Here is a 14,369-nt window from a genome sequence, read left to right on the forward strand (position 1 = left end):
TACGCCTGATCCCCCACTCGCCCCTCTGGCTCAGTATCGATACCGGTACTCAGTCCAGAGGGGCTCTCTTGTGTGTTATCATAAGAGACAGGACTATTTTATCGAGGAAGGATTAAATCCATGGGCTTTCATTTGACTAAAGGGATCATCACGTCTTTGTGCGGCCGGATCTCTTCCGACAGAGGAAAAGCGTATTACCGGGCCAGAAAAGTAACTTTTACGCAATACGATCCCGAAGCTTCCGTCTATGAAGCCACGGTCAAAGGAACAGGCAGCAGCTACAAGGTCGCTGTCGAGTTTCATCCGGGCGGGAACGTAGAGGCGGAATGCACCTGTCCCTCGCTCGGTTCCTATGATCAGTTCTGCCAGCACATTGCCGCCGTCCTGCACGGCATCGAGGATATGGAGAAAAACGAGCTCATGAATCGCTACTCGCAAGGGGCCGGACGGCGATCAGAAGCCTTGGCAAATCCGTATTCGGGGACTTCCGGAGAGCGGGAACCCCGCTTCTCTGCCACCCAGCCCTCCTCCGGGATTTCTGCGGGAGATGTACAGCTGACCAACCGCGTTCTGGGACTGTTCGGCGAAAAACCGACCCGCCCGAATCATGTGCGGCCGCTCTTTGATACCCGGACAGCCCTCGATGTGTCTTTCACTCTGAAGCCTGTCCTGTACGGCTACCGCAAGCAGATGTTCGGCATCGAGCTCAAGGTCGGGCCAAAACGGCTGTACGTCGTCCAGAAAATAAAGGAGTTCCTCGAGTGTATCGAGCGCAGAGAACCGTTCGTCTTTTCCAAGCACTTCACCTACGACCCTGAGCTTCACCGTTTTCAAAAAGAAGACGATGCCGTCATCAGACAGCTGATTCACATTTTTCACAACGAAAAGCTGTACCGCGAAACCGTGAGCGCGTACCTCCTGCAAACGAGGAACAAAAGCGGCGAACGAATGCTGTTCATTCCCCCTTTCATGTGGGAGTCGCTTCTTCCCCTGCTCACGTCCGCCCCGAACGTGCAGGTGATGGACAAAGAGCAAGCATTCGCAGGAGTCCACATCTCCGATGAGCTGATCCCGCTTTGCTTTGCGTTCGACCAGGCCGACTCGGAAAGCTTTCAACTGGACGTCCAGGGCTTGGATTTAATCACCGTGATGGAATCGTACGGAGTCGTTCTTTCCGAAGGGAAGCTGATCAAGCTGCCAGCCGACCAGTGCAAGCGACTGGCGGAGCTGAAACAAATGCTTGAGGCTTCCCGCAAGCGGCAAATCCTGATTCCGGCAGGACAGATGGAGCCATTCATGGTTACGGTCGCACCCGGATTGATGAAGCTCGGCAGCGTCAGCATCGCCCGCTCCGTCTCTGAGCGCATCATCCAAACACAACTGAAAGCCAAGCTGTATTTGGACCGGGTAAAGGATCGACTGCTCGCCGGTCTGGAGTTTCAATACGGCGACATTGTGATCAATCCGTTGGAGGGAGACGGGCAGCATCGCGGCGCCGAACGCATCCTCATGCGGGACGGAGAGCAGGAGCGGCGAATCCTGGAGCTGATGGAGCAATCCCCTTTTATCAGGACGGAGAGCGGCTATTTCATGGAGGATGAGGACGCTCAGTACGAATTTCTGTACCACGTCGTTCCCGAGCTGGAGAAGCTGCTGACGGTATACGCCACCTCTGCCGTGAAAACAAGACTGCATACCGGGTACACTCCGCCAAAGGTAACGGTGAATCTGGATGAACGAACCGACTGGCTGGAATTCAAGTTTGATATAGACGGGATCCCGGAGTCGCACATTCGCCAACTGCTCCAATCCATCGAGGAAAAGCGCAAATACTACCGGATGCCGGACGGAGCGTTTGTACCGCTGGAGAATGAGGCGTTTCGGGAAATCGGCCGCTTCATCGACGACATGGGCATCCGCATTGCAGAGCTGAAAGGCTCGGACTTCCGCGTTCCGGTAGCCCGGGGGCTTCATCTGATCGATTCCCACAGACAAGGGAATGCCGTCAAGCTGGGCAAATCGTTCCGCCATCTCCTGGAAAACATGCGCAATCCGGACAATCTCGATTTCCCTGTGCCGGACAGTCTGGCATCTGTGCTTCGGGACTATCAAAAGTACGGCTTCCAATGGCTGAAGACGCTGGCCCACTACCGCTTCGGAGGTATTCTCGCGGATGATATGGGGCTTGGAAAGACGCTGCAAAGCATTGCTTTTCTCGTCTCCGTACTGCCGGAGATCAGAAGCCGGCAGCTCCCAGCGCTGATCATCTCACCCGCTTCGCTTATGTACAATTGGAAAAACGAGCTGAAGAAATTCGCTCCGGAAATAAAGGCCGTCATCGCGGACGGGAGCAAGACAGAGCGCAGCAGGAAGATTCGGGATGCCGCCCAGGCAGATGTGATCATTACCTCGTATCCGCTCCTGCGGAGAGATGTCGAGCTGTATGCGTCAAAGTCGTTTCATACGCTTATCCTGGACGAGGCGCAGGCCTTCAAAAACCACGCCACACAGACGGCGCAGTCGGTCAAAGAGCTCCAGGCCAAGTACCGTTTTGCCCTCACCGGAACACCCGTGGAAAACTCGCTGGAGGAGCTGTGGTCAATCTTCGATGCGGTGTTCCCCGGATTGTTTCCGGGACGACGGGCATTCAACGACATGTCGAGGGAAGCGGTGGCGAAGCGAGTTCGTCCCTTTTTGCTGCGCCGGGTGAAAGCGGACGTGCTGAAGGAGCTGCCTGACAAGATCGAGTCGCTGCAAGCCTCCGAGCTGCTTCCGGAGCAGAAAAAGCTGTACGTCGCCTATTTGTCCAAGCTGCAGCAGGAGACACTCAAGCATCTGAACGAGGAGACCTTTGATAAAAACCGGATCAAAATTCTGGCTGGCTTGACCCGTCTTCGTCAGCTGTGCTGCCACCCTGCCCTTTTCATCGAGGACTACGCAGGAAGCTCGGCCAAATTCGAGCAGCTGCTGGAGATCGTCGCGGAATGCCGCAGCGCGGGAAAGCGGCTTCTGGTATTCTCGCAGTTTACCGAAATGCTTGGAATGATCGCAAGGGAGCTTGGCTGTCAGGGAGTGCCGTTTTTTTATCTGGACGGGAAAACGCCAGCGGCAGAGCGGATTGAGCTGTGCAACAGGTTCAACGAGGGTGAACGAGACCTGTTCCTCATCTCGCTAAAGGCAGGGGGCACCGGATTGAACCTGACGGGAGCGGACACCGTCATTCTCTATGATCTGTGGTGGAATCCCGCTGTGGAAGAACAGGCAGCCGACCGTGCCCACCGCATCGGCCAAAAGAATGTCGTCCAAGTCATTCGCCTCGTCGCCCAAGGGACCGTGGAAGAGATGATGTACGCGCTTCAACAGAAAAAGAAGCATCTGATCGAGGAAGTGGTCAAGCCTGGTGAGGCCGCGTTGTCGTCCCTGACGGAACAGGACATTCGCGAGATTTTGATGATCGGATAAGTGGCCTGACGGTCAGCATCGGGAACCGCAGGACTTTTGGCAAAGCAAGTAAAACGAGTAGAGGCCCAAAAGCGAGCTGGCGAAGCCAATGTACACGGAAAACCTGCGGAGCCGTGTCGCTTCTGTCCATGGAGCAAGATCGAGTAAACGGAAGCAGCATGGATTCGAATTGTGTTAGGGACCATGCACGGCAGTAGAAAAACCGGAGCGATTGAGAGCTCCGGTTTTTTCCGTTTACAAGTTGTTTAGAATTTATTCAGAGCATCAGGCGATAATAGCTCTTGGAATCCAGCAATGAAAGCAGTTCGAGCGAACCAACTACTGATATACAGGGAGAGGAAATTCCATACATGCAAACCGTGACCGATCAAAAATTCGCTATTTTATCGTCGATTCAAAATCATTTAGCCATGATCAGGTTTGACACGCAAGGAAGGGTTATTTGGGCGAATCAACTTTTCGCTTCCACAATGGGATATGCGGTCGATGAAATTGTCGGCCTCCATCACAGCCAGTTTTGCTTGCCTGAATATGCATCAAGCAAAGCGTATGTAAATTTGTGGGATGGTTTGCGTCAGGGGAGAGCATCCCAAGAAAAGATCGTACGGATTTCGAAGGATGGACGAAAGCTGACGCTGGAAGCAACTTATATGCCTGTTATTGAGAATGGCAAAGTGGAAGCAGTCGTCAAGGTGGCTACTGATATCACAAAACGTGAATCAGTTCTTCAGCAAAGTACCGCAGAATTGATGGCTATGGTCGAGGAGATGACTGCCAGCACGGATCAAGTATTGGATGCCTCAAAGCTCATCTTGAACCAGATGACCAAGTTGAATATTGAATCTGAAGCAGTTACCGATCAGGTAAAAAGTATCCAATCCGTAACGAAAATTGTCAAAGAAATTGCCTCTCAGTCCCATATGCTAGGTCTAAATGCCGCTATAGAAGCTGCCCGAGCCGGTGAACACGGACGCGGTTTTGAGGTCGTTGCGAATGAAGTCCGGAACATGGCGGCATCCAGCAAACAGTCGGCGGAAACCATTTCGGTTCAGTTGACGGATATCGCAAAATCGGTATCTTTGATGATGCAGAGCATCGAAGCAATCACCGCTCAAATCTCAAACAATTCGAGAGCGATAGAAGAATTAAAGACGGCTTATCATCAAGTCGCCACGGCAACCAAAAGATTAACATCCTCGATGTAACGTGGAACAATAGTTGAAAACGACAGGCGCAACAGCGGCGGACTGCGTTCCTCTCCCCAGTCCGCCGCTGTTTTCCCATATGCGATAAGCCCTTTCGAGACGTCCGCTTTCGATTTGGACCAAAAAAAGACGGACACTGGCAACGATTACGCATCCGGCGTCGGAACGGCAGGAGCATTTTCGCCTCCCAGCCTGCGCCGGGCGGTTTCTCTTTTGCCTACGGCCGGGACGTGCTGACCGGCTTTGGCCAATCCATACACAGGCATGTTTACGTACATGCACTCGTACATTCCCGCCTCCACCAAATACGTTTCGTGAAAAAATCCGACCCCTCCCGACTTTGCCGCCTTTTGATTGAAATCTCTCCACGCAGACAGGTGCAGCTCCCCGCTTCTGGCATACTGCTCCAGCTGGTCAAACGAGCGCCAATACTGAATCTGGACAGGGCCCCGTGCGCTCATGAAAAAGGCGGCGTCAAGAAAGCCCAGCTCCTTGTTTCGATACAATTCTTGCAGCATGCCATTCATCGCCTTTACGACAGGAAGCCATTGATTCACGGCAAGCCAGTTGTTCACATGCAATCCGATGACAAACACGACAAACGGCCCTTCCATCTCTGCCGTATACCGCCCCGCTAAAATTTTCCCCATCTGGATCACCTACCTGAATAAAAGTTTGGCATGAAGCTCGTAACATCCGAGAAAATCCTGCGATTGATAGATGTGGGCGGTCAAATACGCACCGTAAAAGATCGTGTGCAGTCCCATAACCAGGTCATTTACATCCGCATCAGCCGCAATTTCGCCATCAGCCATGGCCTGCTCTATGCAACGGCGGAACAAATCGTCGAGACGAGGAACAAGCGAACCCGCCTGTTCTTCCTTTCCGGGATAGTACAAATGGAGTTCCGCCTCCGTCAGCTCCGGCATGCATGGATGCATTTTCACCTCAGTTAAAAAACCGATAAGGCTCAGCATAATACCCGGATGCTGCTTCGCGTTTTCATCCACCTTTTGAAATACGTGACGAAGCGCCGACAGCCCCCTTTTGGGCGAATCGGCCAGCTCCAGCAGCCGATCGGTCACCCACAGCCGCATGTAGTAAATCAGCAGGTCCTCCTTCTGGGGAAAAAACTTGAAAAAGGTCACCTTGGAAATCTCCGCTTTTTTGCAGATCTCCTCGACGTACACCTCGCGGAAGGATTTCTCTCCGATCAATTCCAGACACGCATGCAGCAGTGCTTGCTTCGTTTTCGCTTTTTTCCATTCCCTGAGCGGAATGCTTCGTTCCATGGGAGCAGCTCCTTCGCAAATAAATACAAACTCATATTAATAAATTAACTTGAGTTAATTTTAAAGTCAACCATTCCTCACTTCCCCCTCTCCCTCTCATCATCCACCCGGCTCAAAAATTTCTCTTCCCCGCTCTCCAGGCATTTGCATACCTTGTAAGAGAGAGAACCTAAGGAGAGAATTTCGTGAAAATCTGTTTTTCCTGCCACCTAGAAAAATTCAAGCCAAAAGGGAATGTCCTGCAGTTTTTCATCATGCTCCAGGCGATTGACCGGGAAGTGGAACGGCTCCCTGCCCAAGAGCGCGAGGGATTTGTCCTGCACTGCGTCCTGCCGTTTCGATATGTAAACGGGATGGGGGGCTTTCGCTTTCGCCATGTTCGCTTTTATCAAGCCGCGGAGCTGAACAGCAAAATTATCAGTCTCGATCAGAAGCACAGCTACGACTTTATTTTTATTCGCAACCGGACACAGGCTCGCGAGTTTATCAAAAAGAAGCCTTCCCTGGGCAAAAAGCTGTTGTTCCTCTCTATTCACTACAATCTGAACGACCCGATCATCATGAACAAGGTCAATCACTTGTTCGACAACTCCCGCATGGTCTTTTTTCAAACCGTGCCCAATGCCAGGCGCTACCGCGAATATCTGGAACGGAAAACGAGGTATTCCGCTCGGGAGCTGGATCGCAAAATTCAGGTCCTCCCTCAATTCGTGGAGGGATATTCCGGTGATCAGGCCCCCCAGCCGCAGCCGAATCCCCCGCTCGACCTGATTATGGCCGGGGTGCTTCGCCCCCGTTACGGACTAGAAACGGCCGTGAACGCCATCAGGCTGATTCGCAAGGAATTTCCGGGGGCAAAGCTCAATGTGCTCTACCCGTCTATCGTGATCCGTTACCGGAAACAGGCTCACGAGCTGCTCCGTTCCCGAGGTGTGCGGAATCACGGACAAAAATCGATGTGGGAAACAAAGCGGATGATTCTGCAAAGCGGAATTGGCCTTGCCCTGATTTACGACAACACATCAGACAAAAATCCGTCTCATTCGTATCTTTCCCGCGTCCTGGAGTACATGGCGCTCGGTGTGCCTGTGCTTACCACCAAAACCGTCGGCAACATCCATCTGCTTGGAGAAAAGTATCCGCTCTTTGTCAAAGACGAACACGACATTCTCAAGTGCTACAGGAAGCTATCAGATCCGGACTATTACCAGCAGATGTGCCAGTACGTGAAAAGCCGGGGCAAGCACTACCTTGCGGAAAACGCGGTCAAACCGTTCTGGAATCTGCTCATGGACGAGTGGAAAGCAATGAAAAAAGGGCGATCCCCCAAGTAGAAAAACCTGCTTGAGGGGCCGCCCTTTTCCCTGTTCATTTTAACATTTTTCCCATGCGATAAGCGGATTCCATGATCGGCTCCGCAATCTCCATCATTCTTTCCAGCGTGAGGCGGTTGGAGGGACCTGATACCGCCAGCGCGGCAACCAATTTTTCGTTCCGGTTAAAAATCGGCGCGGCTACTGCTGCTGCTCCCAGCTCCCGTTCCTCGACACTGGTGGCAAAGCCTTGGCGTCGGATCTGCTCCAGCTGTTCCAGGTATGCGTCGCGGTCGATCGATTCGGGCCAAAGCGGGTCACTTAGCACTTCTTCCCTGACAGCCGGTTCCGCGTATGCCACCAGAACCTTGCTCGATGCGCCTACTGACAGCGGCATGCGTGCCCCGATAGGCGCGACCCTCCGGATAGCCTGGTTGCTCTGCACTGCCTGTATGCGAATCCGCTCATTGCCGTCGCGGACATACAAGCTGATCGTTTCCCCGACGACATCCCGCAAACGCTCCATCTCCGGCAGCCAAAGGGTGGCCGGGTCATCGGAATGCGCCAGATTCACGGACAGCTCCCACAAGCGAAATCCAAGGCGGTATTTCTCCGTCTGAGCGTCGCGTATTAAAAATCCCTTGTTTTCCAGAGTGGCCAGCAAGCGGTGTACCGTACTTTTATGCAGCGACAACCGCCCGGCGATCTCGCTTAGCCCCAAGTCGGTTGAATCCGTAAAGCAAAGCAGGATGTCAAGCGCCCGCTCTACGGCTCGCACGTTAGCTTTCTGTTCTTCCATTCGTTCCACCTGCTTCATTAAAATCGGTTCCGTACGTTTCACCTGATGAAATGAGGTTCTATTTTTAAGTATACGAAAAAAAGCGGCGAAGAGTAAAGAGCAGAATGTGACGCGGTCCTGTCAGGCTGTCAACGCGGCCATTCCTTTTGAAGTGCGCCTTGAAGTGCGCCATCCACCTAATTTTCCCCTGAGTGGACATCTCCCCATCGCTATTCGCTGATAGAAACATAGATTGAAAAGGAATGAAACCATAACTTCAGCTCATGGAGGGATGACCGCTCGTGGGTAAATACAATGAGTCAAAGCTGAAAAAATACCGTGTCTTGCGTCGAAATTCCCGCTTGGCCTCTACTCTTCCGCGCACCCGACTCTTCTCCAAGCATGCGCTCCGCCATTTTTTAAAACAGTATCGAAAAGTTATTGCCAAGCCGATCGCAGGCAGCGGCGGTGCCGGTGTCATCCTGATCACCGGCCTGGGAGATAACCACTACAAGGTCCATCGCGGCTGCCGCAAACGTACGATTCGCGGCAAATCAGCCACCTACCGCTACATCCGCAGCCGGATCAAGTCGCAGTACTTGGTGCAGAAAGGAATCTCGCTCGCCCGCGTCAACGGCCGTCCGTTTGACATTCGTGTCATGGTCCAGCGCCGTTCGGGCTCCTCGTGGGTCGTGACCGGAATGCTCGCCAAGGTGGCTGGAGCCGGCTATATTATCACCAACATCAAGCGGAGCGGAGGAAGAGTATTGCCGCTGCGTTCCGCGATACAGCTCTCATCGCTTCGATCCGCTTCTGCCGATCAACTGATTCAGCGTTTGAAAGCGGTGGCGGTCGCAGCCGCCAAGCAGCTAAGCACCTACTATGCCAATCAGAGGGTGTACGGTTTGGATATGGCTTTGGATTCTTCGGGACGGGTCTGGATCATCGAAGCCAACCTGCGGCCCGATATTTCCCTGTTCCTGAAGCTGAAGGACAAAAGCCAGTACCGCCGCATCCGCTCCTATAAACGGTAGTATCCAAAATCGGACGAGCGAAGCCAAGGAAGGCTAGACGAGCCTTCTGCCGTACAGAAAGCAAAAAGCCCCGACAGCTCTCGCAGAGGTCGGGGCGTTCGTCGTTTATGCTAGAAATCAAAGTTATCCGGGTCCGGACCAAAACGCTTGTTTTGATTAAGGCGGCTGATTTGCTCCATCTCTTCAGCTGTCAACGTGAAGTCGAACACGTCGGCATTTTGGCGGATGCGCTCCGGCGTGACCGATTTTGGAATCGTCACGACACCGTTTTGCAGATCCCAGCGCAGGATTACCTGGGCAGGAGACTTGCCGTATTTTTGTCCGATTTCCACCAGCACCGGCTGGTCGAGGTTGCCTTGCATCAGCGGGCTCCACGCCTCCATCTGGATGCCGTTCTCCTTGCAATAAGCGAGCAGCTCTTTTTGTGTCAGGAGCGGGTGGTACTCTACCTGATCCACGGCCGGGACGATTTCACTGTTCTGTTTCAAATCCTCCAAGTGATGCACGTGGAAGTTGCTGACTCCGATCGCTCGCACGTATCCGTCGCGGTACAGCTTTTCCAACGCTTTCCACGTATCCAGATACTTGCCTTGTACCGGCCAGTGCACCAGGTACAGGTCGAGGTAATCCAGGCGCAGCTTTTTCATGCTTTCGTCAAACGCCTTCAGCGTCGTCTCGTAGCCTTGATCGGAATTCCATACCTTGGTCGTGATGAACAGTTGGTCGCGGGCAATTCCGCTGTCGCGAATCGCATCGCCCACGCCAGCCTCATTGCCGTAAACAGCAGCGGTGTCGATGGCGCGGTAGCCGGTCTCGATAGCCGACAGGATCGCGCGCTGCACCTCATCCCCTTCTTTCACTTTCCACACGCCGAGGCCGAGCCAGGGCATTTTGATTCCGTTGTTTAAGACGGTGGTATCAGCAAGATGCGTTGCCATTCGATTTCCTCCCGTTCTATCGGTTTTATGTATCTCGCTTGATAGTGTAGCACAATGGCGATTCCAAAAAAAGGCGCTGCGCCCTTCGAATATGCTTTCCGTGTGCTCTCCTTGAACAGGGCTGTACACCCTGGGACACAAGTGACGGCTGCTCCACGGGACGGTTGCTATACAAGACGGTTCCTGCACGAAACCGTTGCTGAACGAGGCGGCTGCCCCAGGAGACAAAAAGCGGGCCGATACGTTCCTTGCGGTGCTGCGCGCAATCGCATCGGCCCTGAATGCCGCGTATGGAACGCCGCTTTTGATGCTTGTCATCCGTTTTCATGCTTATCATCGCTTCTTGTACGAACGGCTCATCCTGCGTGAAGCGCCCGAATCGTCTCCAGAAATTTTTTCATCGTTCCCGTCATGTGCGAGTCCCGTCTATGGATGAACACGGTCGAGACCGTGGAATATTCCTCAGGTATGGAGAAGCAGCGAATCTTCCCCTCTCTCTCCAACCGTGACACGGTCGGCCGCGGAACCAGCGAAACGCCCAGCCCCGATGCGACGACGGCCAGTATCGTCTCAAGCGTCCCGAACTCCATGATCTTCGTCGGCGCAATGCCCTGGCTGCCGAGCCAATGAACCAGACGAGAGCGGTAGCCGCAGCCGGAGCGAAACACAAGGAGCGGCTTTGTGCTGCATTCCTCCAGCGACGCAGGCCCATCCTCGGCCCTGGCGATCAAGACCAGCTCCTCTTCGATCAAGGGCTCCTGGACAAGCTCCGGGTGCTGGACCGGACCGCTGACAAACGCCCCGTCCAGCTCGTACTGGAGGACGTCCCTGATCAAATGCTCCGTGACGCCGGTCATCAGCGACAAATCCACGCGCGGATACTTTTTGTGATAGGCGGACAAGATGTCAGGCAAACAACTGACAGTTTCCACCGAGCCGACCAGGAGCGGACCGGATGGGTCTTCCTCGTCCTGAAAGGCGAGCTTCATTTCTTCCATCATCGCCAGGATCTTCTGCGTGTACCCCAGCAGCTTTTTCCCCTCGGGATTGAGGCTCATTCCCCTGCGATGCCGATAAAACAATTCGGTCCCCAGCTTCAGCTCCATCTGTTGAATCCGGGCTGTCACATTGGACTGTACGTAATTTAATTCTTTCGCCGCCTTGCTGACACTGCCCAGCTCAGCCACAGCCTGAAAAATCCGCAGATCGCTGATCTCCATTTTCGCTCCCTCTTTCTATGTTTCCGCTGCTTATCTTCCACCCCCATTGTATCACTGACAATGATACATTTCATCATTTTCAATCATTTTACATGATGGTAATTTCGGAATATGATAGTCATCGTGAAAAATTTGTTAGCGAAAGTGAATTGCGAAAGGAAGTCACCTATGAACAAAGAGCACATCATGAAAGGGGCCTTGCTCTGCCTGATCGCCAGCATGGCGTGGGGCGCCATGTTTCCGGTCGCAGAAAGCGCGTTTGCCCATCTGGACCCGTTTTACTTTTCCGTTATCCGTTATTCGGTTGTTTCCCTGCTGCTGCTTGTTTTTCTCTGGATCAATGAAGGCAGACAAGCACTGCGTCTCGAAGGCCGCGGAGTCTCTCTCTGGTTTTTCGGGACCATGGCATTTACCATATACAACTTGCTGGTCTTCTGGGGCCAAAACCAGTTGGGCACCTCGGGAGTGATCCTCGCATCCGTCATGGAAGCGCTCATGCCGATGCTGTCCGTACTCGTGCTGTGGATGTATAAAGGCCAGAAGCCTCAACCGTTTACCATCGGCTGCATCGCCCTCGCCCTGGTCGGCTGCTTTTTGGTGATTACGAAGGGCGACTTCCGCACCTTTCTTTTGGGGGGAGACAGCCTGCTGCCTGTCCTGCTGATATTGCTCGGGGTACTGGGCTGGGTGATCTATACGATCGGGGGCAACCACTTCGAGTCGTGGTCAGTGCTGCGGTATTCCACTTTGAGCTGCGTGCTGGGAACCGGGACCTCCCTGGTGATCGTCCTGCTGCTGACAGCCCTGGATGTCCTGCACGCCCCATCGCTCCAGTCGGTATTTTCCGTCGGCTACGAGCTTGGCTTCATGATCGGAGTCGCGGGAATCCTGGCTCTGCTAAGCTGGAACGCGGGTGTCAAGCTGCTCACACCGATCAACGGCATCCTGTTTATCAACTTTGTTCCGGTCACCACTTTTCTGATCTCCGTCTGGCAAGGCTATCAGATCACGATGTACGATGCCGGAGGAACGCTCTTGATCATTTTGGCTTTGATCAGCAACAACCTGTTTCAGCGAAAAAAGCTCAAGCTTGCGGTGTCGGGCAGAGCCGCTTCCAAGGAAGCCTCTTTTTGACCGCCCCGTGGCGCTCAGCTCCCTATTGCTTCAACAGATAAAAAAAAAGCCACGCGCCATGGCAACCGTTCCGCATAGGAACCTGCCAAGCGCGTGGTTTTTTCTTGTGTTTTCGTTCCGTTGTCATTTATGGTGTCCTGAAGTTTTTACGCCTCCAGCGGCGTGACCGCATCGTGCATATGCATGTCCATCTCTTGCAGATACGCATCTTTTTGCGATTCGCTCCACCCCAGATGGCTGGCCATGTACGCGACCACGGCATCCTTCCACTGTTTCGCTTCGTTGATCCGGAAGAACAGAGCACCCGTCCGTCTGATGAGGAAATCGACCGGCTTCACTGCCATTTCCGCTTCCATCGCATAGCGCAGCGAAACGAACCAGTCAAGCGGCAGACCGGACTCCGCGGCCTCCTGGGCGTGCCCTTCGGCTAAGCGGAACAGTTCATCTACATTGGAGCCATAGAAACGGGCCAGCCGCTCTGCTTGCTGACGGGTAAAGCCGTATCTCGTTCCCTCTTCGGTTTTCCGTTCGATAAAGGCGGGCAAGCTCGCACTGCCTCCCACTTTTCCGCCGGAAATAGGCATATGCTTCGTTGCACAAGGTCCAAATGTCCCTTTTCCTTCTTTTTGCAGCAAATCAGCGACCATGTCGACGACCATCTCGGCCATTTTCCGGTACCCCGTCAGCTTCCCTCCGGCGATGGTGATCAATCCCGAATCGGATTGCCAAATTTCGTCTTTGCGCGAGATTTCCGAAGCGGATTTTCCTTCTTCGTAAATCAGCGGGCGAACGCCTGCCCAGCTTGATTCGACGTCTTCGTCTTTGATATCGAGCGCAGGGAACATATAGCGGATCGCATCAAGCAAGTACTGCTTGTCGGCACTCGTCATCCGCGGATGGGAAATCTCCTCTTTGTAGAACGTATCGGTTGTCCCTACATATGTTTTTCCGTCGCGAGGGATGGCGAACACCATGCGTCCGTCGGGCGTGTCAAAATAGACAGCTTGTTTCAACGGGAAGCGGCTTTGGTCGATGACGAGATGCACCCCTTTTGACAGCTGCAGGAATTTTCCTTTCTTGGAGTTGTCCCGATCCCGCAGCGTATCTACCCAAGGTCCTGTCGCGTTTACGATTTTCTTTCCGTACAGCTTGTATTCGGTGCCGTCCAGCTGATCGACGACCTTGACGCCGTTCACCTTGCCGTTTTCGTACAAAAATTCCTCAACCTTGGCGTAGTTCACCGGCAGCGCCCCGCGCTCGGCGGCTTCTTTCATCACCTCTATGGTCAAACGGGCATCATCTGTACGGTATTCTACATAATACCCTCCGCCCAACAAATCTTTTTGCTTGATCAGCGGCTCTTTGGCCAAAGTCTGCTGGGCATTCAGCATTTTCCGGCGCTCTGAGCCTTTCACCTGGGCCAAATAATCATAGACTCGCAGGCCGATGGATGTCGAGAATTTGCCGAAGGTCCCGCCTTTGTGGATCGGCAGCAGCATCCATTCCGGTGTCGTCACGTGAGGGCCATTTTCGTACACGATTGCCCGCTCCCGTCCGACTTCCGCAACCATCTTCACTTCAAACTGTTTCAGATAGCGCAGGCCGCCGTGGACCAGCTTGGTCGAACGGCTGGACGTTCCCGCAGCAAAATCCTGCATTTCGACCAGGGCAACCTTCATGCCCCTCGTTGTCGCGTCAAGGGCAATGCCCGCTCCGGTAATTCCTCCTCCGATCACCACGAGGTCAAAGAGCTGATTGTTCATTTCTTCCAATCTCTTTGTTCTCTGCGCACTTGAAAATGTCTCTGCCATTTCATTCCCTCCCGAGGTTGTACAGAAAAACAAAAAGAGACCCCAACGAACACTATAGCTAAACTATAATGCATTGAGGTCTCTCCGATTCTCCAGACGAAATATTAACTTATACAATAATATAACATAATATGCCTTCCGATAAAAGCCATAGCTGCAATTACCGCTCGTTTCCAGCCCGG

General features: G+C 53.3%; 11 protein-coding genes. 5 read left to right on the plus strand and 6 right to left on the minus strand.

Features of this window, described 5'->3' with window-relative positions; translation table 11 throughout:
* Positions 1-120: 120 nt before the first annotated feature.
* Positions 121-3,462 (plus strand): SNF2 helicase associated domain-containing protein, encoded by a 3,342-nt coding sequence (locus NST37_RS18260; RefSeq protein WP_339185631.1) that lies wholly within the window; start codon positions 121-123, stop codon positions 3,460-3,462.
* Between the two features lie 350 nt (positions 3,463-3,812).
* Positions 3,813-4,667: a methyl-accepting chemotaxis protein gene (locus NST37_RS18265; protein WP_003389131.1), complete on the plus strand. Its 855-nt coding sequence runs from the start codon at positions 3,813-3,815 to the stop codon at positions 4,665-4,667.
* A 146-nt stretch (positions 4,668-4,813) separates the two neighbouring features.
* Here the strand turns inward: NST37_RS18265 and NST37_RS18270 are convergent, their stop codons facing one another.
* Both NST37_RS18270 and NST37_RS18275 read right to left on the minus strand, forming a co-directional pair.
* A complete protein-coding gene (locus tag NST37_RS18270; RefSeq protein WP_122957920.1) occupies positions 4,814-5,317 on the minus strand; it encodes a DUF4188 domain-containing protein in 504 nt (167 codons plus the stop codon).
* A 9-nt stretch (positions 5,318-5,326) separates the two neighbouring features.
* Positions 5,327-5,959: a TetR/AcrR family transcriptional regulator gene (locus tag NST37_RS18275; RefSeq protein ID WP_003389129.1), complete on the minus strand. Its 633-nt coding sequence runs from the start codon at positions 5,957-5,959 to the stop codon at positions 5,327-5,329.
* Positions 5,960-6,144: 185 nt separating this feature from the next.
* Here NST37_RS18275 and NST37_RS18280 point away from each other — a divergent pair, with 185 nt between their 5' ends.
* On the plus strand, positions 6,145-7,293 hold the full coding sequence (locus NST37_RS18280) for a glycosyltransferase family 1 protein (RefSeq protein ID WP_339185632.1): 1,149 nt from the start codon (positions 6,145-6,147) through the stop codon (positions 7,291-7,293).
* Between the two features lie 34 nt (positions 7,294-7,327).
* Here NST37_RS18280 and NST37_RS18285 read toward each other — a convergent pair whose 3' ends face one another.
* The gene (locus tag NST37_RS18285) at positions 7,328-8,071 is read right to left on the minus strand and encodes an IclR family transcriptional regulator (RefSeq protein WP_003389127.1); all 744 of its coding nucleotides are present in this window, start codon (positions 8,069-8,071) and stop codon (positions 7,328-7,330) included.
* Between the two features lie 281 nt (positions 8,072-8,352).
* Here NST37_RS18285 and NST37_RS18290 point away from each other — a divergent pair, with 281 nt between their 5' ends.
* Positions 8,353-9,084, plus strand: coding sequence for a YheC/YheD family protein (locus NST37_RS18290; protein WP_031933130.1), 732 nt, complete (start codon positions 8,353-8,355; stop codon positions 9,082-9,084).
* A 110-nt stretch (positions 9,085-9,194) separates the two neighbouring features.
* Here NST37_RS18290 and NST37_RS18295 read toward each other — a convergent pair whose 3' ends face one another.
* Both NST37_RS18295 and NST37_RS18300 read right to left on the minus strand, forming a co-directional pair.
* Positions 9,195-10,022 carry an aldo/keto reductase gene (locus NST37_RS18295; RefSeq protein WP_003389125.1) on the minus strand — a complete coding sequence of 276 codons (828 nt, stop codon included), beginning with the start codon at positions 10,020-10,022 and terminating at the stop codon, positions 9,195-9,197.
* Between the two features lie 356 nt (positions 10,023-10,378).
* Positions 10,379-11,242 (minus strand): LysR family transcriptional regulator, encoded by an 864-nt coding sequence (locus tag NST37_RS18300; protein ID WP_003389124.1) that lies wholly within the window; start codon positions 11,240-11,242, stop codon positions 10,379-10,381.
* Between the two features lie 168 nt (positions 11,243-11,410).
* On the opposite strand from NST37_RS18300, the gene NST37_RS18305 reads away from it, so the two are divergent.
* A complete protein-coding gene (locus tag NST37_RS18305; RefSeq protein WP_031933132.1) occupies positions 11,411-12,376 on the plus strand; it encodes a DMT family transporter in 966 nt (321 codons plus the stop codon).
* Positions 12,377-12,522: 146 nt separating this feature from the next.
* Here NST37_RS18305 and NST37_RS18310 read toward each other — a convergent pair whose 3' ends face one another.
* On the minus strand, positions 12,523-14,187 hold the full coding sequence (locus NST37_RS18310) for a glycerol-3-phosphate dehydrogenase/oxidase (protein WP_003389122.1): 1,665 nt from the start codon (positions 14,185-14,187) through the stop codon (positions 12,523-12,525).
* Positions 14,188-14,369: the final 182 nt, after the last annotated feature.

This window comes from Brevibacillus sp. FSL K6-6036 (assembly GCF_037964015.1).
Lineage (GTDB): Bacteria > Bacillota > Bacilli > Brevibacillales > Brevibacillaceae > Brevibacillus > Brevibacillus borstelensis.